Origin of the sequence: Henriciella sp. (genome assembly GCF_029936995.1) — a bacterium.
Classification (GTDB): Bacteria; Pseudomonadota; Alphaproteobacteria; order Caulobacterales; family Hyphomonadaceae; genus Henriciella.
Genome location: NZ_JAPYRE010000002.1, coordinates 489,583 through 514,386, shown reverse-complemented (window position 1 = coordinate 514,386; position 24,804 = coordinate 489,583). Strand labels below are relative to the sequence as shown.

The following is a 24,804-nucleotide window of genomic DNA, read 5'->3' as shown; positions in this document are numbered from 1 at the left end:
TCGGCGCTGCTAAGCGTTCAATGTAACGGCATCAAGCCCGCAACTACTTCCGCGGGCGCATCTTTCGCACAAGGCCCTCCTGGGCAACAGAAGCAACGAGCGTGCCTTCACGTGTGTAGATCGAGCCGCGATTGAAGCCACGGCCCTTGCCCGTCTTCGGGCTGTCCATGGAATAGAGCAGCCACTCATCGGCGCGGATCGGCTCATGAAACCACATCGCATGGTCGAGACTGGCGGTCATGACGCCATCGGTCATGAAATGCAGACCGTGCGGACGCAGGCTGGAGCCGAGCAGGTTCATGTCGCTTGCCCAGGCAATGAGACAGTGATGCATGGCCGGCGGCGCATCGATTTCGCGGATCGTGCGGAACCAGAGTTCGTTCTGGTCCGGTTTCGGTTTTGGCTTGAACGGATTCATGCCACTGATCTCGCGCATGTCGAAGGGGTGTGGACGGTCCCAGTGCTTCTGCATTTCCTCCGGCAGCCTGTCCTTCATCTCCGCACGGAACTCCTCGCGCGATTTCAGCTCTTCGGGCTGTTTGACCTGCGGCATGGCGTGCTGATGGTCCCAGCTTTCCTCATCGACATGGAAGGATGCCGACATATTGAGAATTTGCTGGCCGTGCTGGATGGCCACGACCCGCCGCGTCGTGAAGCTGCCGCCATCACGCGAACGGTCGACCTCATAGATGATCGGTATCTTCGGATCACCCGGCCGGATGAAATAGGCATGCAGGGAATGGCAGAGACGGTCATCCTCGACCGTTCGATAAGCCGCCGCCAGCGCCTGTGCGATCACCTGTCCGCCATAGACGCGCGGACGTTCGGCCTCATCCTCTGGCGTGATCCCGCGAAACAGGTCGAGCTCAAGGCGCTCCAGCTCCAGAAGACTTAACAGGTTGGAAACGGCATCTGTCATGTTTGATCGGCTTTCCCATCAGATTTTAACCACGCGCGCTTAGCATTCCGGTTTGCAAGTGAAAACAGGCATGCGGTGAAACGGGGCACTAACAGAAAACCCGGCATCGCAGGCCGCGTCAAACGATGATGGTGGTAGACGTGTTCAAGGCGATCAGGCGCGAATGGACCGCGCTGAATGTATTGTTGCGGGTCAAGGGCTGGCTCGATCCGGTTTCACGCGAGCCGGATGTGCTTGCGCCGGATGACCTGGAAGCCTGCATCGACCGCTTCAGCGACCGAACCGCCGTCCGGTTCGAAGGCCGGGAAATGACCTATAGCGAGCTGGACAGCTTCGCCAACCGCATCGCGCAATGGGCCCTCTCGAAGGGCCTGAAACGCGGCGAGACGGTCGCCCTGCTGATGGAGAACTGCCCGGAATATATCGCTGTCTGGTTCGGCCTATCCAAGATCGGTGTCGTGACTGCGCTGGTCAACACGAACCTGTCTGGCGACAGCCTCGCCCACAGCATCGGTATCGTGAACGCCCGCCTTCTCATTACGGGCAGTGAACAGGATGAACAAGTCCAGACCCTGCCTTCAAGCCTGCTGGACACCCTGCCCGTCTGGAGTCTCGGCGGCAGCTTCGGGCACTCACTCGGCGAAGTGCTCGAACTGAAGCCTGACCGGCGCCCGGCCAAGTCCACGCGGGCACGGATGACAAGCGACGCGACCTGTCTCTACATCTACACGTCCGGGACGACGGGCCTGCCCAAGGCCGCACACATGTCTCATGCCCGGGTGCGCACAATGATACGGACCTTCATCGCCCCCTGCAAGGCAACCAGCGAGGACCGGACCTATGTGACGCTGCCACTTTACCATGCCACGGGCGGGCTGTGTGCTGTCGGCATCGCCTTCCAGACGGGGGGTGAGGTGGTGCTGCGCCGCAGGTTCTCTGCATCGGCCTTCTGGCAGGATTGCCGGGATCATGAAGTGAGCATAATTGCCTATATCGGCGAGCTCTGCCGCTATCTCGTCAATCAGCCCGCCCAGCCCGGCGACCGGCAGCACAAGGTCCGCGCGGCATTCGGCAACGGGCTCGGCAGCGATATCTGGAACACGTTTTCCGACCGGTTCGGTGTGTCGCGGATCGTGGAGTTCTACGGTTCGACGGAAGGCAATGTGAAGTTCATGAACTATGACAGCCAGCCGGGCTCCTGCGGGCGCGTTCCGCCGATCGCCCGCAAGCAGTACCAGCACGTCGCCTTCGTGAAATTCGACCCTGTCACGGGCACCCCCGTGCGTGACGAGAACGGCTATTGCGTACGGACAGGGACAAACGAGGTCGGCGAAGCCATTGGCCGCATTGGCAGCGATACGACCACACGCTTCGAGGGGTATCGCGACGAGGAAGCGTCAGAAGAGAAGATCCTGAAGGATGTCTTCGAACCGGGCGACCGCTGGTTTCGTACGGGCGACCTGATGCGCCAGGACAAGCATGGCTATGTCTATTTCGTGGACCGGGCGGGTGACACGTTCCGCTGGAAGGGCGAAAACGTCTCGACCAATCAGGTGGCCGATGCACTGGCCCGCGTGCCCGGCGTGCAGACCGCGAATGTCTATGGCGTGCCTGTACCGGGAAGCGACGGAAAGGCCGGAATGGCCTCTGTTACGACGAACGGCTATCTCGATTACCAGCACCTGCTCGACAGTCTCGCCGCGCATCTTCCGAGATATGCCATTCCGGTCTTTATCCGCGAACAGCAGGAAGCCGCCACAACCGGCACTTTCAAGTATCGCAAGGTCGACCTGGCGGCTGACGGGTATGATCCAGATACAGTCGAAGACCCGGTGTGGTATGCCGATCCGGAAACAGGTCAGTATGTCCGGCTCACACCGGAGGAGTACACCAAGATAACGGCTGGCGGGAAACACTTCTAACGCGCCATTGCCTCGCGGATCAGGTCCGATTCCGCCTCCCGCATGATCGCCTCGGCCGCGCTTTCAGAATTCACAGGTTCGCGGCCGACCTCCAGCATGACCGGCACGGCAAAAGGGCTGATCCGCTCAAGTGCGCGATGGTCAATCCTGCCGCGTATACGGGTCAGCATGTCAGACAGGCGGCGTATATCGAGCAGGCCGGTGGCCGCATCCTGACGGGCAGCCTGAAGCAGGATGTGATCGGGCTCATGGCTCCTGAGTACGTCATAGATGAGGTCGGTCGAGAATGTGACCTGACGGCCTGTCTTCTCCTTGCCGGGCAGGCGTCGGGCGATCATGCCCGAGATCTGCGCGCACTGGGCAAAGGTGCGCTTCATCAGCGGACTCTCGTCCAGCCAGGCCTCCAGGTCGTCGCCCAGCATGTCCGGGTGGAACAGTTCATCCATGTCGATGCCAGACAGATCGTCCATCGCCCAGACGGCCAGGGCATATTCCGATGCGACGAAACCGAGCGGCTTGGCGCCTGCCCGTTCAAGACGCCGCGTCAGCAGCATGCCGAGCGTCTGGTGGGCCAGGCGTCCCTCGAAAGGATAGGTGACGAGGTAATGCCGGTCCGCGCGTGGAAAGGTTTCGACAAGCAGATGATCCGGGGGTGGAATGTCCGACTTCTCGCGCTGCACCTCGAACCATTCGCGTACCTGGTCTGGCAGACCGCTCCACTCATCGGGGTCGTGGATCATCTGGCGCACACGCTCAGCAAGGAAGGTGGTGAGCGGAAACTTGCCGCCATTATAGGAGGGAATGGCGGGCTTGTCGGTTTTCGCGCGTGTGACGAGCACATCGAGCTCCGAAACACCCAAGAAGCGAAGGATTTCGCCAGCGAAGAGAAATGTGTCGCCCGGCGTGAGAGTCGAAATGAAATATTCCTCGATCTCTCCCAGCTTGCGTCCGGCCCGGATCGCACGCTGCTCTCCGCGCACCGATGCTGTATCCTGGCCGCCTGCGGGCTGGCCTTTCTTTCCGGCAAAGCTCGCCAGGCGAACATTCATCAGTTGCGCTTCAACGATCGCGCCGACATTCATCCTGTGCTGCTGGGCATCACGTGGCGTGCGTACGCGCCAGAGCCCATCGCGTTTCACAATCCGGTGGAAACGGTCATAAGTGGTCAGCGCATAGCCGCCGGTGGCGACGAGATCGACGACGCGTTCATAGGTTTCCCAGTCAAGGTCGGCATATGGCGCAGCGCGCCGTATTTCGTCATAGAGGGCGTCCAGTTCGAACCCTTCTCCGCAGGCCCGGCCCATGATGTGCTGGGCAAGCACATCGAGCGCCCCTGTACGCATGGGCTCGCCATCAATCTCACCGGCTTCGACGGCCGCCTCAGCGGCCCTGCACTCAAGAATCTCGAACCGGTTCGTCGGCACCAGAAGCGCGCGGCTTGCCTCATCCATGCGGTGATTGGCCCGCCCGATGCGCTGGAGAAGGCGCGCGGCCCCCTTGGGCGCGCCCATCTGGATCACGAGGTCGACCCCGCCCCAGTCGATACCAAGATCGAGCGTTGAGGTGCAGACTACACCCTTGAGCACCCCCTTTGCCATGGCCGCCTCGACCTTACGGCGCTGCTCACGCGCCAGTGAGCCGTGGTGAAGCGCAATGGGCAGGGCATCCTCGTTCACCCGCCACAATTCCTGGAAGAGAAGTTCGGCCTGGCTGCGCGTATTTACGAAGACGAGCGCCATGTCGCTGGCCCTGATCGCTTCGTACACCTCCGGCACGGCAAAACGTCCCGAATGGCCCGACCAGGGAATTCGCTCGCGCGAGACCATGATGCCGATATCGGCGCTTATCCCGCCCTCGGCACGGAGAAGTTTCGTTTCTCGGCCCGCCCGCTCCGGCAGCCAGCCGGCGAGCTGCGCCGGGTCACGCACTGTTGCTGACAGGCCGATAAAGCGACAGGCTGGTGCCCATTCAGCCAGTGTCGCCAGCCCGAGCGAGAGCAGGTCACCACGCTTGGACGCCGCTATGGCGTGAATTTCGTCGATAATGACGCATTTCAGATCTGCGAAGAAATCAGCGGCATGTTCTGAGGCTATGAAGAGGGCGAGTTGCTCCGGTGTCGTGAGCATGATGTCCGGCGGATTAGCGCGCTGGCGCTGCCGTTTGGATTGTGGCGTATCCCCCGTACGTGACTCGATCCGGGTATCGAGGCCCATCTCGGCGACCGGTGTGTTGAGGTTACGCTCAACATCGGTCGCCAGCGCTTTCAGGGGCGAGATATAGAGAGTGTGCAGGGCCGGGCGTTTTTTCGTCTGGTCCCCGCTCTGGCGAGTGCCTTCGCGATGGATTGGGCTCAGGTGATCCTGTGTTTGATCCCCGCTCCGGCGAGTGCCTTCGCGATGGATTGGGCTCAGGGCTGCTGTTTCATTTTCGCCGGAGAGTTCGATCAGGCTTGCCAGAAAGCCTGCCAGCGTCTTGCCTCCGCCCGTCGGGGCGATGAGTAGCGCACTATCACCCTGCAGGGCCGTCGCCGTCAGGTCGAGCTGGTGGGCACGCGGCGTCCATCCACGGCCCTCAAACCAGTCCCGGAACCGGTCCGGCAGTGTCTGTTCAGGCGGGGCAGCATCCGGCATGCCTCTTACATAGCGCGGACACTGCCGCTCTGCGATGCCTGCCTAGTCGTTATACTCAGCCTCGGCTTCGGAGGCGCGCATCTGGGCGTCCAGACGGTCGGTATCGCCAAAATCTATTGCCGAGATCACATCGCGTGTGAACGAGACAATGTCGAAGCGTCCACCTTCAGCGGTATCATAGCCGCGCCGCACGATGACGAGCCCCCGCGACGGGACGATGACGAGATACTGTCCACGATTGCCGATCCCGGCAAAAGTATCACTGGGGATACCGTCAAACCGGTCGAGCAGCCAGAAGCTTCCACCATACCCAAAAGAGTCCGGATCACTCCGGTCCGGTTGGGCTGGCCCCGGCGTTGACACGAAGTCGACCCAGCCTTTCTGAAGGATGCGCTCATCTCCCCACATGCCGTCCTGGATATAGAGCTGGCCAAGCCGGGCCATGTCGCGCGCGGTCATCCAGACCTGGCTCGACGAGACAAAGTCCCCGGCCCAGTCGGTCTCCAGCGTCGTGTTCAGGGCGCCGATCTTCCAGAGAACGGCCTCATAGGGAAAGCGCCAGTAGAGACGGTCATCATCCATCGCCTCCCGAAGACCACGCATGGCTGACAGGGTGTCGTAGTTGGCATACTTGAACCGTGTGCCGGGGCTGACCTCCAGCGGGTTTACGATGGCCGTATCCGTAACACGCGCGCCGCCAAAATAGGTCCGGTCCGTCCGGTTACCAGCCTCACCGGAATCAAGTCCGCTGGCCATCTGAAGGACATCCCTGAGCGTAATCTCGCGGCGCGGATCGCCCCCCATCGTCCAGTTACGGACAAGAGCCGGATAGTCGAGTTCCATCATGCCCTGCTCCAGGGCCGCACCGATGATCGTCGCCGAGAGGGATTTTGCGACTGACCATGTGCGCTGGGGCGTTGTGGCATCAATGCCCCGCGCATAGCGCTCTGTTATCAACTGACCGTCCTTCACCACGACGACGGCGCTGGTGCGGGTGTCCTGGCCATATGTGCTGCCATCAAAGGCAAAGCTGACAGCCGGTTCCAGACGTCTCTGGTAAGCCGACGCTTCGACCAGGCTCACATTCGCACCGATCGCGGTCGACGCATCGCTGGTCTTGCGTTCGACCCCACCACTGAAACGCGGCAGCCGGTCAGCCGATTGCGGGTCCGCACCGATGGGAAGAAGCGAACACCCAAATCCCGAGCGCCAGGCTGCAATCCGTGGTGGCTCCCCGCGTGCATAACGCACAGCGACCGTACGCGTCCGGTCCCGGATATTGGCTTCTGAGACGCTGCGCATAGGCTCACGGTAATCAAGGTAGATGCCATCAAGTTCATTGGCTTCTATCTCTGAGCGGGACTGGTCTGCCGTGAAGGTGGCCGAACAGGTGAAAAGCGCCTTGTAACCTGCCGCGAGCGCGCGCTTCATGATTTCGGTCTCACCGCCTTCCTGGGCGGTTGCCGTCGTCGGCAGGAGAAGCGCTGCGGCCAGTGCGCAAGCAAAAATACGTTGCAAATCAAGCTCCCTTAACTTCCCCCGGATACGTTTCCGGCGTAAAAGACATCAGTCTGTCACATGCAGAAGCGGCAGAAACAAGGCAGTCGAAAAAGCACGAGCCGTCCTATATCAGACAGATGATCCGGCCTGACCTGCTGCTGAAACCAACCCCGAAGGGCCTCTACTGCCCACCCGGGGACTTCTATATCGACCCCGTCCGTGGCGCAGTGGACAGGGCAGTGGTTACCCATGGCCATGCAGATCATGCACGGGCGGGCCACGACCATGTCCTGGCCACACCCGAGACGCTCGCCATCATGGCGTCCCGCTATGGCGAGGACTTCGCCGGAACGACGCAGGCCCTGGAATATGGCGAAGCGGTCGAGGTAAACGGTGTGACCGTCTGGTTTTCCCCAGCCGGGCATGTGCTGGGATCAGCGCAGGCCGTCGTTGAGTGGAAAGGCCTGCGCATGGTCTGCACCGGGGACTATAAACGCCGGCGCGACCCGACCTGCCAGGCATTCGAGCCTGTGCCGGAAACGCATGTTTTTATCTCGGAAGCCACATTCGGCCTGCCGGTTTTCAAGCACCCGGAGACTGAAGGCGAGATCGCCAAGCTACTCGACAGCGTGGAGATGCTGCCAGAGCGAACGCACCTTGTCGGCGTCTATGCGCTCGGCAAGGCCCAGCGCGTCATCAAGCATCTGCGTGAAGCCGGTTATGACGAAACCCTCTACATCCACGGCGCGCTTGAGAAACTATGCGAGCTCTATGAGGATCATGGCGTTGAGCTTGGGCCACTGGCGCCCGCCACGCTGGAGACATCGGAACGTGGCGCACAGGAGCGGTTTCGCGGCAAGATCGTGCTCGGCCCGCCATCTTCCTTCCATGACAAGTGGGGTAGGCGCTTCCCGGACCCCTTGCCCTGCTTCGCCAGTGGCTGGATGCGCATACGCCAGCGGGCCAAACAGTCCGGCGTCGAGCTGCCGCTGATCATCTCCGATCATGCCGACTGGGACGAGTTGACTGACACGGTGCGCGAAGTCGATCCGGAAGAACTCTGGATTACGCACGGCCGCGAGGACGCGCTGGTCCGCTGGGCTGAGTTGGAAGGGCGCAAGGCAAGGCCGCTCCGGCTGGTCGGTTATGAGGAGGAAGATACCTGATGCAGGCTTTCTCCGACCTTCTTGAGCGGCTGATACTGACCCCGTCACGCAATGGCAAGATCGCGCTTCTGGTGAACTATTTCTCGACCCAGGACACACCTGCGCGCGGATGGGCGCTCGCAGTTCTGACGGGAGAGCTGGACCTGCCAGCCGTGAAAGCCGGCACGATCCGCAAGCTGGTCGAGGCGCGCACTGATCATGAACTGTTCCGTCTCTCCTATGATTATGTCGGGGACCTCGCAGAAACTGCCAGCCTGATCTGGCCGGGGTCGCATGGCGCCAACCGGACCCCGCCCATAGAGGATGTCGTCGAGACACTGCTTGGCGCCACCCGCGCAGAAGGCGAGAAGCTGGTGGCCGGATGGCTCGACCAGCTCGATCCGAAAGGCCGCTGGGCGCTGATCAAGATGGTCACTGGCGGCCTGCGGATCGGCGTGTCTGCCCGTCTGACGAAAGTGGCCCTTGCCGAGATGGGAGGCATCGCGCCTGCAGAAATCGAGGAAATCTGGCACGGGCTGGAAGCGCCCTATGAGAGCCTCTTCGACTGGCTTGAAGGCAAGGCGGACAAGCCATCCCCTGACATTGCCGCACCGTACAGGCCCGTCATGCTGGCACATCCACTGGTGACAAAGGACAAGCGGGATGATCCGGATGCGATTGATCCTGCCATGATCGACCCGGCTGTCTTTGCAGCGGAATGGAAGTATGACGGCATCCGCGTTCAGGCGGTCTCAGAGAAAGGTACGCGTCGTATCTATACCCGAACCGGCGACGACATCTCCCATACCTTCCCCGATGTTCTGGCAGGCATGGATTTCGAGGCCGCCATCGATGGCGAGCTCCTGATCCGCGCGCCGAATGGCGAGGTCGCTCCTTTCAATGAGCTCCAGCAACGTCTCAATCGCAAGACGGTCACGAAGAAACAGATGGAGACCCGTCCGGCTTTCATCCGCGCCTATGACCTTCTGGTGGAAGGCGATGAAGACCTGCGCCCGCTGCCTTTCCGCGAACGGCGCAGGCGGCTTGAAGGTTTTGTCGGACGTCTCGCCAGCGAGCGAATAGACCTGTCGCCGCTGGTGCCCATCACAACGCTTGAAGCGCTTGAGGAAGCCCGCAACAGGCCGCCAGCACCTGAAATCGAAGGGCTGATGCTGAAACGCTGGGACAGCGTCTATCAGGCCGGTCGACCGACAGGCCCATGGTACAAGTGGAAGCAGGATCCGTTTCTGGTCGACGCGGTGCTGCTTTACGCTCAGCGCGGGCATGGGCGCAGGTCGAGTTTCCACTCGGATTTCACTTTCGGGGTCTGGCGCGCGGGCGAAGAGAGCGATGAGCTGACACCTGTCGGCAAGGCCTATTTCGGGTTCACCGACGAGGAGCTGAAACAACTCGACAAATTCGTCCGTGAAAACACGATCGACCGGTTCGGACCCGTCAGGGCCGTGACCGCCACAGCGGATAAGGGGCTGGTGCTCGAGATCGCCTTCGAGGGTCTGCAACGCAGCCCGCGTCACAAGTCCGGCCTCGCCATGCGCTTTCCACGTATCAATCGCATCCGCTGGGACAAGCCCGCCGGGGAAGCCGACCGCCTGGAAACACTTCAAAAGCTGCTGCCGGCTGATCCGCTCACGGAAGGCTGAACGTACTGTCCCTGGTATCCGGCAAAGAGGTCTGCCACATACAATGACAATGAAACCCCGTTCAGGCATCCTGCTGCTGGCGATTGCCATTGGCCAGTGGACTGCACCCCTGCTGCCCTTCCTGGGCCTGGGCCAGACTATAGGCGCGCAGGCCCGCGATGGCGGCATACCGCCCGAGCTGCCGCCCGGCCCTTTCTTCTCTATCTGGAGCGTGATCTTCGCGCTTTACCTCGGTTTTGCCGTACTGGCCATCATGAAGCCGGGGCACCTTGAGCGCCGTCTTGCGCCGCCCCTGATCCTCGCGGGCCTGGCAAGTATCGGCTGGATGCTTGCCGCACAGCTAATGGGCAATGAATGGCTTAATTTCGTGGTCCTGATACCGCTGCTAATCTTTGCCTGGGAGAGCTCCTTCAGGCTGCACAGGATGGGCGGCTGGGATGGCACAGCACGGCGCCTGCTGGCCGCAGCGCTCACAGGCCTGCTGTCAGGCTGGGCTGTGGTGGCGGTTTCAATCTCTCTCCCACGGTTGATGCGCATCCTGCGTGACCTGGAGCCGACCGACCAGGTCTGGGTCTCTTTATGCTTCTGCCTCATCCCGGCAGCAATACTGACATGGCTCTATACGCGATGGGTGAGCCGCGGCCTATTCTATTTTACAGCCCTCGGCTGGGGACTTGCCGGGATCGCAATCAACAACTGGATTCGCCTCGGCACACATGGTCTTGCCATCGTGACAGTACTGGCCGGACTATACCTGCTCTGGCACCGGCTCACACATGGCGCCCGGCCGGCTTTCGAGTAGACACAACGCCAGTATGGCTCAGCCTGTACGGACGGTGACGTCGACCGTCTGGTTCAGGCTCTTCACGAGCGCCGGAGTGATCTCGCCGGTCGGCTGGAGCCCGGTATCGTACTGATAGGCCTGTATGGCGGATATCGTCCCTTCGCCCAGTATGCCGTCGGCTGGTCCGGCCTGATAGCCGAGCGCGCCAAGCACTGTCTGGATCGCGGCAACCTGCTCATTGGAGCCGCCGTCCTGCCAGGGCTGTTTGCTGAAATTGCCATTCGGCGAGAGCGGGCGCTGGGAGGCTGCCCATGAAGCAACCCGGCTTTCCACCTGCTGGACCGCGTCGGTTGAAAGACTGTCGCGCAGCTCCTCGATCCGGCCCATGGCGCCATCATCGCCCTGCATGTGAGCAATCTCATACCAGTAGAGGGCTTCCGTCTGGCTCTGGGTGATGCCCAGGCCGGATTCATACAGCACGGCGAGATTGTACTGGCTGTCGGTCAGGCCATAGCCAGCCGCCTTGCGGAACCATTCAACGGCAGCGGCATAACTCTTCTGGCCGCCTTCGCCCTCTGCGAAATAGACTGCCAGGTCATGCATCGCCTTGACGTTCCCGCCTTCGGCAGCACGCTGGGTCCAGTCACGCGCTGCTTCGAGGTCCTTCGGGACACCAAGTCCGCGCTCATGCAGTTTGGCCAGCCGATATTGCGCCGCCGGCTCTCCGCCTTCGGCGGCCTTGCGCACAAGGCTCGGCCCGTTTGTATAATCACCTTCATCAATCTTCTGCTCGCCCAGCAACAGCTGCGCGACCGAATTGCCGCTGGCCGCAGATTCCTCCAGCGTCGGCTTTTCAGGTACAGTTGGCAGGCTGACGAAATCGACTTCTGTTGTTTGCCCGGTATCCGCAGGAGCTTCAGACTCAGCTGCCCCATCGGGGCTTTCTTCATCAAACAGTTCTTCCTCGACCTCAGCCACCTCGCTCTCGCTCAGTCCGGCAAGCTCTTCTGGCTGCAGGGGCTCTATGTCGGCGGGTTCGGCTAAAACCGCGTCATCATCGGACAGGCTGCCATCCTGCTGCATTTCCTCCGTGGGAACCGCCATGGCGAGGCTGGCCACCGACGTCAGCTCGCCCTTCGCAGCCAAAGCTGAGCCAGGCCCGGATGAATTCGTCGTGCCCGTCTGAAGGCTGGCCCGGCCCGGATCACCCTGAAAGCCGCGCAAGGTTACAAACGTTCCTGCGGCTGCAGCAGCGAGCGCCATGATCGAAACGGCCGCGACCAGGGGCACTTTCGAGCGCCGCCCCCCTTGCGCTTCATAAACATGGCGCGCGCCCGTATCATTCGTTGCTGCAAGTGCGGCCCGGCGGGCGCGGGAAAGATAATCCATCGCCTCGACGCCGTCTTGATCGTCTGGAGCCTCTTCGGATGAGGAAGACAATTCTTCGGTATTATCGGTCTCGCCCATGAAGTCCTGCACATCATGGCCGACACTATCATCGACCCACTCAGGCGCGACAAACTCATCCTTTGCCGGGCTATCCCCATCTTCGCCGAAAATATCGCTCTCGCGCGTCTCTTCACGGCCATCATCCCAGCCGGAAAGTTCAGACAGTGGGTCACCGATTTCTGTATCGGAAAGGCCCATCAGTTCGGTTTCGTATTCGGGCACCTCATCTTCAGACACACTTGCCAGCTCGAACTCGTCTGAGACGGCTTCATCACCAGCCGCGGGCGTGTCTTCCAGCTTGAATTCTTCCTCAAGCTCGGCAAGGTCCGGCACGCCGGCCTGGAACTCTTCGTCTGCCTCAAGGGCCTCTTCGTCGGACGCGAACTCCTCGAAGCCCGGCGCAAAGAGGGATTCATCGGACGCCTCGTCACCCTCGACCAGATAGGCTGGCGGACGGTCGTCCGGCTTGCCCTGCTCGTCCTTATCAAGCATTTCTGCCGAGGCCGTGACATCGCCGAAATGATCCAAGGCCGGAGCAGCGAACTCCGGCGCATCATAGGGCTCGGTTTCCGCGTGCGGTGGCACGGTAAAGTCTTCGACCGCCTCAAGCCGTGTTGCCAGTGATGAGATGGCCTTCTGGACGGGTGACAGGGAATCTTCCTGCTTCTGATGCATCTTGTCCAGTCGCTCGGAGACACCGGAGAGCGCATCGGAAAGGCGCATATTCTGTTGCTTGCGCGCCTGGTCCACCTCATCCCTGATCTCGGTGAAAGCACGCTCCTGGCGTGCCTGGAGACGCTGGGCCACATTCGCAACCTGCTCGCCGACCTGCTCAATCGCATCAGCACTGCGCCGCTCACTCTCTCCAACACGGGAATCGAATTCGTCGGCCATCGCATTCATCTGTGCGGTGACCTTGTCGATAACCTCGTCACTCTGGGCGCTAAAGCTGTCAAAACGCTGGCTGACATCCTGCGAAAGACGCTGCATGTCGTTGCGAACGCCCTCCACCGCCTCACCGGGATCGCGTGCCTCGACCTCACGCAGCCGCCGGTCGAGAGCCGACGATATCTTCCGAACCTGCCCGGTCATGTTTTCAAGCGCCTGGCCTGAACGCGCTTCATTCGCGGACATACGCTGCTGCAGGCCCGCGACAGATTTCTCCAGGCCTTCAAGCGCTTCCGGAGCAGCCTGTACGGCCTCTTCGATCTCACGCGCCAGCTCTACGCGCGAGGATTCAATTGAGTGGCGCAGTTCGGCTGTGAGCCCCTCAAACCTGTCCTCGAACTGAGCTCTGAGTTTGGCAGCCGCTTCAGGCGAAGCGGCTTCGGCAATAGCATCAATGCGTTCATCCAGCCGGTGAAATGTCTTTTCCAGCCCCTCAAGGGCTGCGTTGGTTGACGACTCCGCTGCGTGCAATCGTTCGTGCATACGGTTCATGACGGCCTCGATCGACGAGAGCGCCCCTGCGACGTCATCCTCGACGGCGTTTACCCGTTCACTGAACTTCTCCATCTCGGAAAGCCTGGCATCGACACGCCCTTCAATGCCTTCCACACGAGCTCCCATATCCTCGAGATCGGACTCGACCTTTTTGCGCACCGATGCCGTATCATCCCGATGACGGGAGTTTTCGTCATACATACGCTGAGAGAGCTGGCTAACAGCCTGCTCGAGCGACCTGAGTGATTCGAGGTTGCGATGGCCACTCTCATCTTCCTCTAGCGCGCGCATCTTGCTCTGGAGTTTTTCACGCGTGTCGCGGAGATCATCCATGAGGGCCTCGACATTCCCGGCCACACGGTCGGACTTCACATCTGTCTTGTTGAGACGCGAAACCAGGCCGACAATCGACTGGTCTATCCCGGTCAGGGCAAGTGTGGAGCGTGCTTCAACCGCCTCCAGCCGCTCGATCAACTGGTCGAAAGCCCCGCCGCTGCGTGCGCGCGAAGCCTGCGGCATGTCTTCCATCGCATTTGTGTAGCGCCCGTGCCTGTATTGACTCATCGACGAGCTGTCATCCTCTTCCAGAAGCATCCGGTTAATATATTCCCCGATTGTAAGGCCTTCCTCGCGGGCAGCTTCACGCGCGGCTTCCCGGGCTCGGTGGTCAATTCCCTTGACGCTCCATGGACCCTGTTTTGTCATCTTGGCCGCTCCAGTAAACCGTGACGTCAGCCCCCTCTGGTGGCGCGCCATTAGCCATTAAACATGACTTGGATGGTAAGCTTCGTCTTAAAGCCCGGTTAAAAAGGTAAACACAAAGCGATAAATTCTTCATATTATCGCCGAGGCCGAAAAATCGCCTTTACTTTAACGGAAACGGAAAGATGACGTTGACGTTCGCGTAAGGCTGAGTAATATTCACAATTATGCCTGATACAGCTTCACTCTCCATCGCCGAGTCTCGCACCTACACGATCTCGGAACTCGCCCGCGAATTTGGCATCACGCCGCGCGCCCTGCGTTTCTATGAAGACAAGGACATGCTCCACCCCGCGCGTGACGGCATGACCCGCGTCTATTCTCATCGCGACCGCGCCCGCGTGACCATCATCGTCCGCATGAAGCGGCTTGGTCTGCCCCTCGCCGATATTCGCGAAATCCTCGACCTTTATGGGCTGGGTGACAATGAGCGCGCCCAGAAGCGCAAGACCCTCGAGAAATTCCGCAACCAGGTCGCGGAATTCCAGAACCAGCGCGAAGACATCGACGTCGCGCTGATTGAACTGGGCAAGGGTATTGAATGGCTGGAGAACGACCTCGCCAAGGTCGGCCCCTCGCCGGAAAATGCTGAACGTGCTGCAGCTTATGATGCTGTTGCGCGTAAACAGCTCGACGATGCCTGATCATCCGCACACGGCCTGATCACCGGGGCTGACAGCGCGGCGTCATGCCTGCTATGGCAAACGCCGCGTTGTTTTATTGAGGGAATTATACATGCCGCGCTATGAAGCACCTGTTCGCGACATGCAGTTCATTTTCCATGATGTCCTGACATTGCAGAACTACTCCAACCTCGAAGGGTTCTCCGAGGCATCAGCCGATATCGTGGACCAGATCCTGGAGGAAGGCGGCAAGTTTGCCCGCGACGTCCTGCTTCCACTGAACCGGGTCGGGGACCAGCAGGGCTGCGTGCGCGGCGACGACGCTTCGGTCAAGACACCGGACGGATTTCCCGACGCCTATAAACAGTTTGTCGAGAATGGCTGGCCGCTTCTTGCGAAATCGCCTGACCATGGCGGACAGGGGCTACCCCGTATCCTCGCCACGGCACTGAGTGAAATGGTGTCCTCCGCCAACATGGCATTCGGCATGTATCCCGGGCTGACATCGGGGGCATACGAGGCCCTCATGGCTGGCGGCTCCGATGAGCAAAAAGCCAAGTATGGGCCGAAGATGGCCTCCGGCGAATGGGCCGGGACGATGAATCTGACTGAGCCCCAATGCGGCACCGACCTGGGCCTCATCAAGACCAAGGCCATTCCGCAAGAGGATGGCTCCTACAAGCTGACCGGGCAAAAAATCTGGATTTCCGGCGGCGAGCAGGACCTGACAGACAATATCATCCATCTCGTGCTGGCCCGCATCGAGGGTGCCCCAGAAGGCATCAAAGGCATCTCGCTTTTCGTCGTGCCGAAATACATCGTGAATGAGGACGGCACGCCGGGAGAGCGTAACGCCGTCTCCTGCGGCGGTCTTGAAGAAAAGATGGGCATTCACGGCAATGCCACCTGCGTCATGAATTATGACGATGCGACCGGCTGGCTGGTCGGCGATGAACACAAGGGCATGCGCACCATGTTCATCATGATGAACGAAGCCCGCCTCGGCGTTGGCCTCCAGGGGCTCAGCCAGGCCGAAGCCGCCTACCAGAATGCCGCAGACTTCGCGCGTGAGCGGCTTCAGGGCCGTTCGCTAACCGGGCCAAAGGTGGCTGAGAAACCCGCCGACCCGATCATCGTCCATCCCGATGTCCGGCGCATGCTGATGGACTGCAAGGCCTTCATCGAAGGTGCGCGCATGTTCACCTACTGGACGGCACTGCATGGCGACCTCCTGCACCGCTCCCCCGATGAACAAGTGCGCGAGAAGGCCGGCGACTACATGGCGCTGCTGACGCCTGTCGTGAAAGCCTTCCTGACAGATCGTGGCCTGAAAGCGTGTAACGACGCTCTCCAGCTGCATGGCGGGACCGGCTTCACCACTGAGCAGGGCGTCGAACAGTTCGTACGCGATGTGCGCATCACGCTCATCTATGAAGGCACGAACGGCATCCAGGCGCTTGACCTTGTCGGCCGGAAACTCGCCGCAAATGGCGGGCGTGCAGTCTTCACCTTCTTCTCCGAAGTTGATGACTTCATCGGTGAGAACCAGGACAATACCGACCTCGAACCCTTTATTGCCGCCCTGTCCGACGCCAAGGCGCAGCTTCAGGACGGCACGACCTGGTTGATGCAGAACGGCATGAGCGACTTCAACAATGCCGGGGCGGCTTCGACCGACTATCTCAACCTTTTCGGCCTGACCGCGCTCGCCTATATGTGGGCGAAGATGGCGAAAACCGCGCTCGAGAAACGCGGGAGCGACCCGTATTATGACGACAAGCTCGTCACAGGACGCTATTATATCAGTCGCATCCTGCCGGAAACCGGCGCACATCTCGCCAAGCTCAAGACGGGCGCAGACCCGGTGATGGCGCTGGATGCAGAACGCTTCTAGGCGGCAAAATACCAGCCAGCCCCGCTCCGGAAAGCGGGGTCTGCTAAATGCTGCAAGATGACGTTGCGTGAGGACTCGCGCCACAAGACGCCGAGCCGTATATGTTGACGTGAACGTAAACGACAACCTGTCGTCAAGCCACGCCAAGGGAGATGGACCCTATGCAAAACGTCCTTGATGTACCGCCAGCCAAATGGCGCCAGGATGAAGAAATCTCGATCTTTTCCGACGCCGTCGGACAGTTCTTTGAGCGCGAATGCGCCCCGCATGTCGATGAATGGCGCAAGCAGGGCTACGTCCCGCAGGAGATGTGGAAGAAGGCCGGTGAGGCTGGCATCCTCTGCGCCTCCATGCCGGAAGAGTATGGCGGGGCCGGCGGTGACTTCCGCCACGAGGCCGTCATCATCGAACAGCAGCAGTGGAAGGGCATCGACGGCTTTGGCATCACGCTGCACAATGGCATCATCGCGCCCTATATCGAGGCTTTCGGCTCCGAGGAACAGAAGAAGAAGTGGCTGCCGAAGCTCGCCTCCGGTGAGCTGATTGCTGCCATCGCGATGACCGAGCCGGGCACCGGCTCTGACCTCCAGGCGGTGAAGACCTCCGCCAAGAAGGATGGCAATCACTACGTCATCAACGGCCAGAAAACCTTCATCTCCAATGGCCAGACCGCGAACTTCATCGTTGTCGTCACCAAGACCGACCCGAGCCAGGGCGCGAAAGGCATTTCGCTCGTCTGCGTCGAAACCGACGAGGTCGAGGGCTTCGAGCGTGGCCGCAACCTTGAGAAGATCGGCCAGAAAGCCGCCGACACATCCGAGCTGTTCTTCAATGATGTGCGCGTGCCAACCTCGAACCTCCTCGGCGCGGAAGAAGGCCAGGGCTTCGTGCAGCTGATGCAGAAGCTGCCGCAGGAGCGTCACATCATCGGGCTACAAGGCGTGGCGATGATCGAGCGCGCCATCAATGAGACAGTCGAGTACGTCAAGCAGCGCAAGGCGTTTGGCGGCACGATCTGGGATTTCCAGAACACGCAGTTCAAGCTCGCCGAATGCAAGACAGAAGCGACCGTCGCCAAGGTCTTCGCGGATCACTGCACGGAACTGCTGATCCAGGGCAAGCTCGATGCGGCCACCGCGTCGATGTCGAAATACTGGATCTCCGACCTTCAGTGCAAGATCATCGACGAGTGCCTGCAGCTGCATGGCGGCTACGGATACATGGACGAGTACCCGATCGGCCAGATGTATGCCGACGCCCGCGTCCAGCGCATCTATGGCGGCGCCAACGAGGTGATGAAGATGCTGATCGCACGGACGATGTAATCCCAGAATCCCAAGACTTGAAGTTATCCTGAAAGGAGCTCCCGAAATGACCGAAGCCTATGTTTACGACGCCGTGCGTACCCCGCGCGGCAAAGGCAAGAAAACCGGTTCGCTGCATGAAATCACGTCCCTGTCGCTCGCCTCGCAGGCGCTTTCGGCAGTGCGTGAGCGCAATGAGCTAGACACCAAATATGTCGACGATGTCGTTCTTGGCTGCGTCTCGCCGGTTGGCGAACAGGGCGGCGACATTGCCCGTATCGCAGTGCTGAACGCAGAGTATGCCGAGACGACCGCTGGCGTTCAGATCGACCGCTTTTGTGCCTCGGGTCTGGAAGCCTGCAACATGGCGGCCGCCAAGGTGATGTCCGGCGAGGCCGACATGGCCATCGGTGGCGGCGTGGAAAGCATGTCGCGCGTGCCGATGGGCGCAGCTGGCGGCGCGTGGTCCACCGACCCGCAGGTCGCGCTGAAAACGTATTTCGCCCCGCAGGGCATTGGCGCTGACACGATCGCCACCAAGTGGGGCTTCTCCCGCGATGATGTCGATGCCTATGCCGTCGAGTCCCAGAAGCGCGCCGCGACCGCCTGGAAGGAAAACCGCTTTGCGAAATCCATCGTCCCGGTGAAGGACCAGATGGGCGCAACCATTCTCGACCATGACGAACACATGCGCCCGGAAGCCGACATGCAGTCGCTGGCCGGGCTTCAGCCCTCCTTCGCAGGCATGGGCGGCATGGGCTTCGACGAGGTTATCAAGCAGCGCTATCCCGAGCTTGAAGCCATCGACCACGTTCACCATGCCGGGAACTCCTCAGGTATCGTGGACGGCGCGTCTGCCGTTCTCTTCGGCTCGAAGGAAATGGGCGAGCGCACGGGCATGAAGCCACGTGCCCGCATCCGCGCCATGGCGTCCATCGGGTCCGAGCCGGGCATCATGCTGACAGGCCCGACGGCTGTGACGCGCAAGGCCCTGATGAAGGCTGGTATGGATGTCGGCGACATTGACATCTACGAGCTGAACGAAGCGTTCGCCTCCGTCCCGATGCTGATGATGCACCTGCTCGACATTCCACACGAGAAGATGAACGTAAACGGCGGCGCGATTGCCTTCGGTCACCCGCTGGGCGCGACCGGCGGCATGCTGCTCGGCACCATGGTCGACGAGCTGGAGCGTTCCGACAAGGAAACCGCCCTCGTCACACTGTGCGTTGGCGCGGGCATGGGCACAGCCACGATCATTGAGCGTGTCTAGATGGGCAATGAGGCGTTCGAGAAAGGCCTGCCGGTCGGAATAGCAATCGGCATTGCCATTGGGGCGGGGCTTGGCGTCGCACTTGGCAACATGGCCTTTATCGGCGCCGGGCTCGCCATCGGGATCGGGCTCGCCCCGGCCTTCGGCAAGGCCCAGCTCAGGGAAGAAAACAAACAGGACAGCACAGAAGATGACGATCCCACCCGGGACTAGTCTTCAAGAGGAACGACAAGAGATGGAACTCGAAACCTTCAAATTCGACATTGACGGCGATGGTATCGCACACGCCGTATTCGACGTGCCGGGCCGCAGCATGAACACGCTGACCGGTCAGGCTGTTGCCGACATTATTGCAATCTCCAAAGAGGTTGCCGAGAACGACAAGATCAAGGGCCTGGTCGTGTCGTCAGGCAAGCCCAGCGGCTTCTGTGCCGGCGCAGACCTCGGCGAGATGGGTAACCGCTCGGAAAGCGCGAGCGCCAGCCAGAGCGAGGATGAAAAACTCAAAGCCCGCTTCGATCAGGGGTTCGCGCTCAACAAGACGCTGCGCGAGCTGGAAACCTGCGGCAAGCCGGTTGCCTGCGCGCTGAACGGGCTTGCCCTTGGCGGCGGCCTTGAGGTTGCGCTCGCCTGTCACTACCGCGTCGCGGCGAACGACAATCCCAAACAGCAATTCGGCCTGCCGGAAGCCAAGATCGGTCTCCTGCCGGGGGCCGGCGGCACACAGCGTCTGCCGCGCCTAGTCGGCGTCCAGGAAGCGCTTCCCCTGATCCTTCAGGGCAAAAGCTTCGACGCCGAAAAAGGCCACAAGATGGGCGTTATCAACGAACTGGCGTCCGGCGACCAGGTCGTCGAAAAGGCGAAAGCCTGGGTGAAGGCGAACCCGGAAGCAAAAGCTCCGTGGGACGAAAAAAGCTTCAAGGTGCCGGGTGGCGTGGTGCACAAGCACCCGGGCGCCGGACAGGTCGCGACCATGTCCAACATGATGCTGGCGGCCAATACCTATGGCAATTACCCTGCCCAGAAGAACATCCTCTCCTGCGTCTATGAAGGCATCCAGGTGCCGATCGACGCTGGCCTGCGCATTGAGACACGCTACTTCATCAACACCCAACAGCGGCCAGAGTCGAAGGCGATGATACGCTCGCTCTTCCTGTCGACGCAGGCCCTGTCGAAGGGCGGCAACCGTCCGGAAGGCCACCCCAAGACCGAGTTCAAGAAGATCGCCGTCATCGGCGCCGGCCTAATGGGCGCAGGCATTGCCTATGTCCAGGCCAAGGCCGGCATCCCGACCGTTCTTGTCGATGTCTCCAAGGAGAATGCCGAGAAGGGCAAGGACTATTCACGCCGTCTTGTCGAGAAGGATGTTTCGCGTGGCAAGTCCACCCAGGAGAAAGGCGACAAGCTGCTCGACCTAATCACCACGACTGACGACTATAACGACGTCAAGGGTGCCGACCTCGTCGTCGAGGCCGTGTTCGAAAACGAGGAGCTGAAAGCCAAGATCACCCAACAAGCGGAAGCCGTCCTCGGCGAAGACGCCGTCTTCGGGTCGAATACCTCCACTCTACCGATCACCGGTCTCGCCAAGGCGTCCAAGCGCCCTACGAACTTCATCGGCATCCACTTCTTCTCGCCGGTCGAGCGAATGGGTCTGGTCGAGATTATTTCCGGCAAGGAGACAAGCGAGGCAACGTTGGCCAAGGCGATCGACTATGTCCTCGCCATCCGCAAGACGCCGATCTCGGTCAATGACAGCCGCGGCTTCTATACCTCGCGCTGCTTCGGCACCTATACACGCGAAGGCATGGAAATGCTGGCCGAGGGGATCAAGCCTGCCATCATCGAGAATGTCGGACGCCAGTCCGGTATGCCGATGGGGCCACTGGAAGTCTCCGACTCCGTGGGGCTCGATACCGCGCTTAAGGTGACCCGCGCCACCGCTGAAGCTATGGGCCAGGACATCCAGAAGGATGACCGCACGCAGTTCCTGGCCTGGCTGGTCGAGGATAGTGGCCGGGTCGGCCGCAAGGCTGGTAAGGGCTTTTACGACTATAATGAAAAGGGCAAGCCGGAGAAGCTCTGGCCCGACCTCAACACCCGTATGGATATCAAGGTCGATGAGTGTCCGCCAGACCTCAAGAAAGAGCTGACCAACCGGTTCCTGATCCGTCAGGCGATCGAGGTGGCCCGCTGCTTCGAGGAAGGCGTCATCACGGATGCGCGCGATGGCGACATCGGCTCCATCCTGGCCTGGGGCTTCGCGCCCTATACCGGCGGCTGCTGCTCTTATGTCGACCTGATCTGGGGCATCAAACCGTTCGTCGAAGAAGCCGAGAAGCTGGCTGCGAAGTATGGTGAACGTTTCGAACCGCCACAGCTTCTCAAAGACATGGCCGCCAAGGGCGAAGGGTTCTATGACCGCTTTCCGCCGGCCGATGCAAAACAGAAAGCAGCCGCCTAAAAAGCAGGCAACTCAGACTGATAATCGAAAGCCGGGGCGCACGCTCCGGCTTTTTTGTGGACAACAGGGACAACTTCGTCGCTCATCAAAATTCAGCACTCTTAATTAAGGTTATGTAATAATTCTATTGTGAGGCGTGACTGGCTCAGCGATACTCGCCCATCAGGAGAAAAATACGCATGGCCAGGCCCGTTGGTGTCAAAAATCAGGATCATCAAGAAAAACGCGTCGCCCTGCTTGAAAAGCTGACCGATTACGTCCTCACGGAGAACGTCTTCGTTCCTTCGCTCCGGCAAATGGCGATCGCCGCTGAGACCTCCGAACCAACCTTGAAACACTACTTCGAGAACAGGACCGGTCTGGTACTGGCTCTTCTCAAACATTTTCACGACAGTGTTGCACCGCTGCGTGCAGCGCTCGGTCAGGCATTTCCAACGATCCACGAAGCTATTGAGGATTACACGGAAATTGCCAAGCAGATGAGCAAGGACAGCCGCTACATCAACGCGCACGTCTTCGGCATTCGTGAAAGCCTGATCGATGTGGACATTTTCGCCGCCTATGTCCGGTACCTCGTCGAACCGGGTACGGCTGCCGTTGCGGAACGCCTCGTCAAGTCGAAAGGCGGCCCGGTCAATTACTCGACCGCGCGTGTGGCTGCCAACATGATCATCACGAATGCCTCCACCATGGCATTCAGGAAAGTCATTCTTGGCGACAAAGATCCCGTCCCCATAGATTATGATCGCCAGTTCAGCCTCATGGCCAACTGGATGCTGAATGGACTGGCCAACGACCCTGAAGGAACAGGGTCGGGAGACGCCTGAATCAGAAAGGCCGCAGATCATAAAACCTGCGGCCTTATTCGAACGAATTGTGCAATATGCCTAGCTTTGTGTGACTGGCGTTAGCAGCACTTCCACGCGCCGGTTTGCAGCGCGGCCAGCTTGGGTATCGTTACTTGCAATCGGCTGGGACTCGCCCATACCGCGTGCCTGGATACGGACCGGCTGAACGCCCTGGCTGGTCAGATAGTTTGCCACAGAATTCGCGCGGCGCTCTGACAGGCGCTGGTTATAGTCATCCGGGCCATCGGCCGATGCGTGGCCAACAACATCTACAGCAGTTCTTGGATAGTTGACCAGGGTTGCCGCCACTTCATTCAGCGGGCCGTAAAATTCCGGCTTCAGGTCAGCACTATCGACTGCGAATGTTACGCTGGACGGCATGGTCATGGCGATCTGGTCGCCCTGACGCTCCACCTGAATATTTGTACCGGCAGTCCGCTGGCGAAGCTCACGCTCCTGACGGTCCATGTAGGTGCCTGCTGCACCACCGGCGAGCGCGCCAAGAGCAGCGCCAATGGCGGCATTACGTCCATCATCACCACCAGCAAGCGTGCCCAGTGCTGCGCCCGCAAGAGCACCACCACCTGCGCCATAAGCCTGATTCTGTGAGAGGCCGCCGCTCTGGCAGGCTGTCAGTGTCATGCCAGCAGCAGCAATGCCGATCATAAAGGTTTTCATTTGTGGTTCTCTCCTCTTGGTCTCAAAGGCTCCGTTCAGGAACTTGTTCTTGTGAACGCGCATGTATTCCTAACGTTCCTTCATCTTTCGTGATGTAAATATTCGGACGGGTAACACCTGCCGGATGAACTACGCACAACCGCGGCCAGGAGAATTGATGGGACGTTTGAACAGGATAACGAGCTGAAAACAGTCCGTGCGCTTACTGACAGATCATGTTACGGTTTTGTGTCATGCGCATCATATTCATCTGTTTCGTCGTCCTGCTTTCAGTTGCCGCTTACGCTGCATCTTTTCTCTAGCTTTACTCGACACAAAAAGAATTTCTGTTGGCACTGCTGTCCGTTTAACGGTCGGCACAGGGCCATTACGACGTGAAGGACACCGCCTGACGGGTCTTCACTGTGCGCTACACAAATCCCGACAATCTCTTGCCCCGACTAGTCCTCCCGGACATCCAGTCCGGCATAAGCTTCGGCAACAAGCCCGGCGATCTCTTCGCAGGCCTCACGGGCTTTCTTGACCACGCCTGTAAAGGCTGTGAAGCCGTGCGCCAGGCCATCATAACATTTATAGGTCACGTCCACGCCCGAGCGGCGAAGCAGTTCGGCATAGGCCGCTCCGTCATCAACAAGCGGATCGAATCCAGCCGTGGCGATAATGGCTGGCGGCAGATCATCCAGCCGCGTTTCCTGTGCCGGTGACAGGCGCACGTCCGACTTGTCCTGACCGTCGGGCAGATACTGCTCCATGAACCACCGCATCGTATCGGCAGACAGGGGATAGGTCTCACCATATGCGGTATAGGACGGGAACTCTGTCTCAAGCTCTGTCGCGGGATAAACAAGCAATTGCAGAAGCGGCACCGGTTTGCGCTCGCGCATCATCTCCTGTGTGACAATTGCGGAGAAATTCCCTCCCATACTGTCACCGCCAATCGTGGCGGCTCCTGAGGGAGCCCCCAGCCTGGGGCCATTGCGCAACGCCCATTCATAGGCATCGATACAGTCCTGGAGACCCGCCGGAAACTTGTGCTCTGGCGCAAGCCTGTAATCGACAGAAACGATGGGGCAGCGCACCCGCTTGGCCAGCATCGTGCAGAAGACGTGGCTGGTCTCAAGATCGCCAATCACGCCGCCGCCAAAATGGAGATAGACCATGACCGGCGCCTTTGGGTCCTGGTTTTCCGGGCGATAGAGCCGCACCGGGATCTTGTGGCGCGCACTGGAAGGTATTTCTTCATCCGTCCAGTCGACCCCACTTTCCGGCTTGTCGGCGAACATCGCCAGCCCCATGGCAGAAGCAGCTCGCGCTTCCTGAGCGGTCAGGGAAGACATCGCGGGCTGTTTTTGCGCGCCGTGTGCGATGAACTGGAACTGTGGATCAAGCACCCGGCCATTGATTTCGACGGGCTTACCGCCGCTCATCTTCACCAGCATACTGTCAGGCAGCTTCAGCAGCAGCTTGGCTATCGTGGCCTGAAGGCTCATTCGCGATTCTCCTGT

Annotated in this window: 17 protein-coding genes; 11 read left to right on the top strand and 6 right to left on the bottom strand. The window is 60.2% G+C overall.

Translation table 11 applies throughout. The annotated features are described in order from the left end of the window. Positions 1–43: 43 nt before the first annotated feature. Positions 44–919 carry an acyl-CoA thioesterase II gene (locus Q1K31_RS06805; RefSeq protein WP_300378113.1) on the bottom strand — a complete coding sequence of 292 codons (876 nt, stop codon included), beginning with the start codon at positions 917–919 and terminating at the stop codon, positions 44–46. Between the two features lie 125 nt (positions 920–1,044). Here Q1K31_RS06805 and Q1K31_RS06800 point away from each other — a divergent pair, with 125 nt between their 5' ends. Then, positions 1,045–2,841, top strand: coding sequence for a long-chain-acyl-CoA synthetase (locus Q1K31_RS06800; protein ID WP_300378111.1), 1,797 nt, complete (start codon positions 1,045–1,047; stop codon positions 2,839–2,841). Here the strand turns inward: Q1K31_RS06800 and Q1K31_RS06795 are convergent. Then, positions 2,838–5,471 carry a ligase-associated DNA damage response DEXH box helicase gene (locus tag Q1K31_RS06795; RefSeq protein WP_300378109.1) on the bottom strand — a complete coding sequence of 878 codons (2,634 nt, stop codon included), beginning with the start codon at positions 5,469–5,471 and terminating at the stop codon, positions 2,838–2,840. The genes Q1K31_RS06800 and Q1K31_RS06795 overlap by 4 nt on opposite strands. Before the next feature lie 42 nt (positions 5,472–5,513). After that, on the bottom strand, positions 5,514–6,989 hold the full coding sequence (locus Q1K31_RS06790) for a serine hydrolase (RefSeq protein ID WP_300378107.1): 1,476 nt from the start codon (positions 6,987–6,989) through the stop codon (positions 5,514–5,516). Positions 6,990–7,108: 119 nt separating this feature from the next. Here Q1K31_RS06790 and Q1K31_RS06785 point away from each other — a divergent pair, with 119 nt between their 5' ends. Genes Q1K31_RS06785 through Q1K31_RS06775 form a run of 3 tightly spaced genes read left to right on the top strand, consistent with a single transcriptional unit; the run spans position 7,109 to position 10,579 of the window. Beyond that, a complete protein-coding gene (locus Q1K31_RS06785; protein WP_300378105.1) occupies positions 7,109–8,137 on the top strand; it encodes a ligase-associated DNA damage response exonuclease in 1,029 nt (342 codons plus the stop codon). Next, positions 8,137–9,777, top strand: coding sequence for a cisplatin damage response ATP-dependent DNA ligase (locus Q1K31_RS06780; protein ID WP_300378104.1), 1,641 nt, complete (start codon positions 8,137–8,139; stop codon positions 9,775–9,777). Before Q1K31_RS06785 ends, Q1K31_RS06780 begins: the two co-directional genes overlap by 1 nt. A 43-nt stretch (positions 9,778–9,820) precedes the next feature. Beyond that, entirely contained in the window at positions 9,821–10,579 is a 759-nt protein-coding gene (locus Q1K31_RS06775; protein ID WP_300378102.1) for a hypothetical protein, read from the top strand. Positions 10,580–10,597: 18 nt separating this feature from the next. On the opposite strand, the gene Q1K31_RS06770 is transcribed toward Q1K31_RS06775, so the two are convergent. Continuing rightward, on the bottom strand, positions 10,598–14,158 hold the full coding sequence (locus Q1K31_RS06770) for a peptidoglycan-binding protein (RefSeq protein ID WP_300378100.1): 3,561 nt from the start codon (positions 14,156–14,158) through the stop codon (positions 10,598–10,600). Positions 14,159–14,382: 224 nt separating this feature from the next. Between Q1K31_RS06770 and Q1K31_RS06765 the strand changes: the two genes are divergently transcribed. From Q1K31_RS06765 to Q1K31_RS06735, 7 genes are all read left to right on the top strand, one after another. Beyond that, positions 14,383–14,859 (top strand): MerR family DNA-binding transcriptional regulator, encoded by a 477-nt coding sequence (locus tag Q1K31_RS06765; RefSeq protein ID WP_300378098.1) that lies wholly within the window; start codon positions 14,383–14,385, stop codon positions 14,857–14,859. Positions 14,860–14,950: 91 nt separating this feature from the next. Beyond that, positions 14,951–16,732, top strand: coding sequence for an acyl-CoA dehydrogenase C-terminal domain-containing protein (locus tag Q1K31_RS06760; protein WP_300378096.1), 1,782 nt, complete (start codon positions 14,951–14,953; stop codon positions 16,730–16,732). Between the two features lie 161 nt (positions 16,733–16,893). Further along, positions 16,894–18,057 carry an acyl-CoA dehydrogenase family protein gene (locus Q1K31_RS06755; protein WP_300378094.1) on the top strand — a complete coding sequence of 388 codons (1,164 nt, stop codon included), beginning with the start codon at positions 16,894–16,896 and terminating at the stop codon, positions 18,055–18,057. Between the two features lie 46 nt (positions 18,058–18,103). Continuing rightward, positions 18,104–19,309: an acetyl-CoA C-acetyltransferase gene (locus Q1K31_RS06750; protein ID WP_300378092.1), complete on the top strand. Its 1,206-nt coding sequence runs from the start codon at positions 18,104–18,106 to the stop codon at positions 19,307–19,309. Then, positions 19,310–19,522 (top strand): hypothetical protein, encoded by a 213-nt coding sequence (locus Q1K31_RS06745; protein ID WP_300378090.1) that lies wholly within the window; start codon positions 19,310–19,312, stop codon positions 19,520–19,522. Positions 19,523–19,544: 22 nt separating this feature from the next. Further along, a complete protein-coding gene (locus tag Q1K31_RS06740; protein WP_300378088.1) occupies positions 19,545–21,773 on the top strand; it encodes a 3-hydroxyacyl-CoA dehydrogenase NAD-binding domain-containing protein in 2,229 nt (742 codons plus the stop codon). 179 nt (positions 21,774–21,952) lie between these two features. Then, complete coding sequence (locus tag Q1K31_RS06735; RefSeq protein ID WP_300378086.1) at positions 21,953–22,600, top strand: hypothetical protein; 648 nt, start codon at positions 21,953–21,955, stop codon at positions 22,598–22,600. A 60-nt stretch (positions 22,601–22,660) separates the two neighbouring features. Here the strand turns inward: Q1K31_RS06735 and Q1K31_RS06730 are convergent, their stop codons facing one another. Both Q1K31_RS06730 and Q1K31_RS06725 read right to left on the bottom strand, forming a co-directional pair. Then, positions 22,661–23,299: an OmpA family protein gene (locus Q1K31_RS06730; RefSeq protein ID WP_300378084.1), complete on the bottom strand. Its 639-nt coding sequence runs from the start codon at positions 23,297–23,299 to the stop codon at positions 22,661–22,663. Positions 23,300–23,739: 440 nt separating this feature from the next. Further along, positions 23,740–24,789, bottom strand: a complete 1,050-nt coding sequence (locus Q1K31_RS06725; protein ID WP_300378081.1) for an alpha/beta hydrolase — start codon at positions 24,787–24,789, stop codon at positions 23,740–23,742. Between the last annotated feature and the right edge of the window lie 15 nt (positions 24,790–24,804).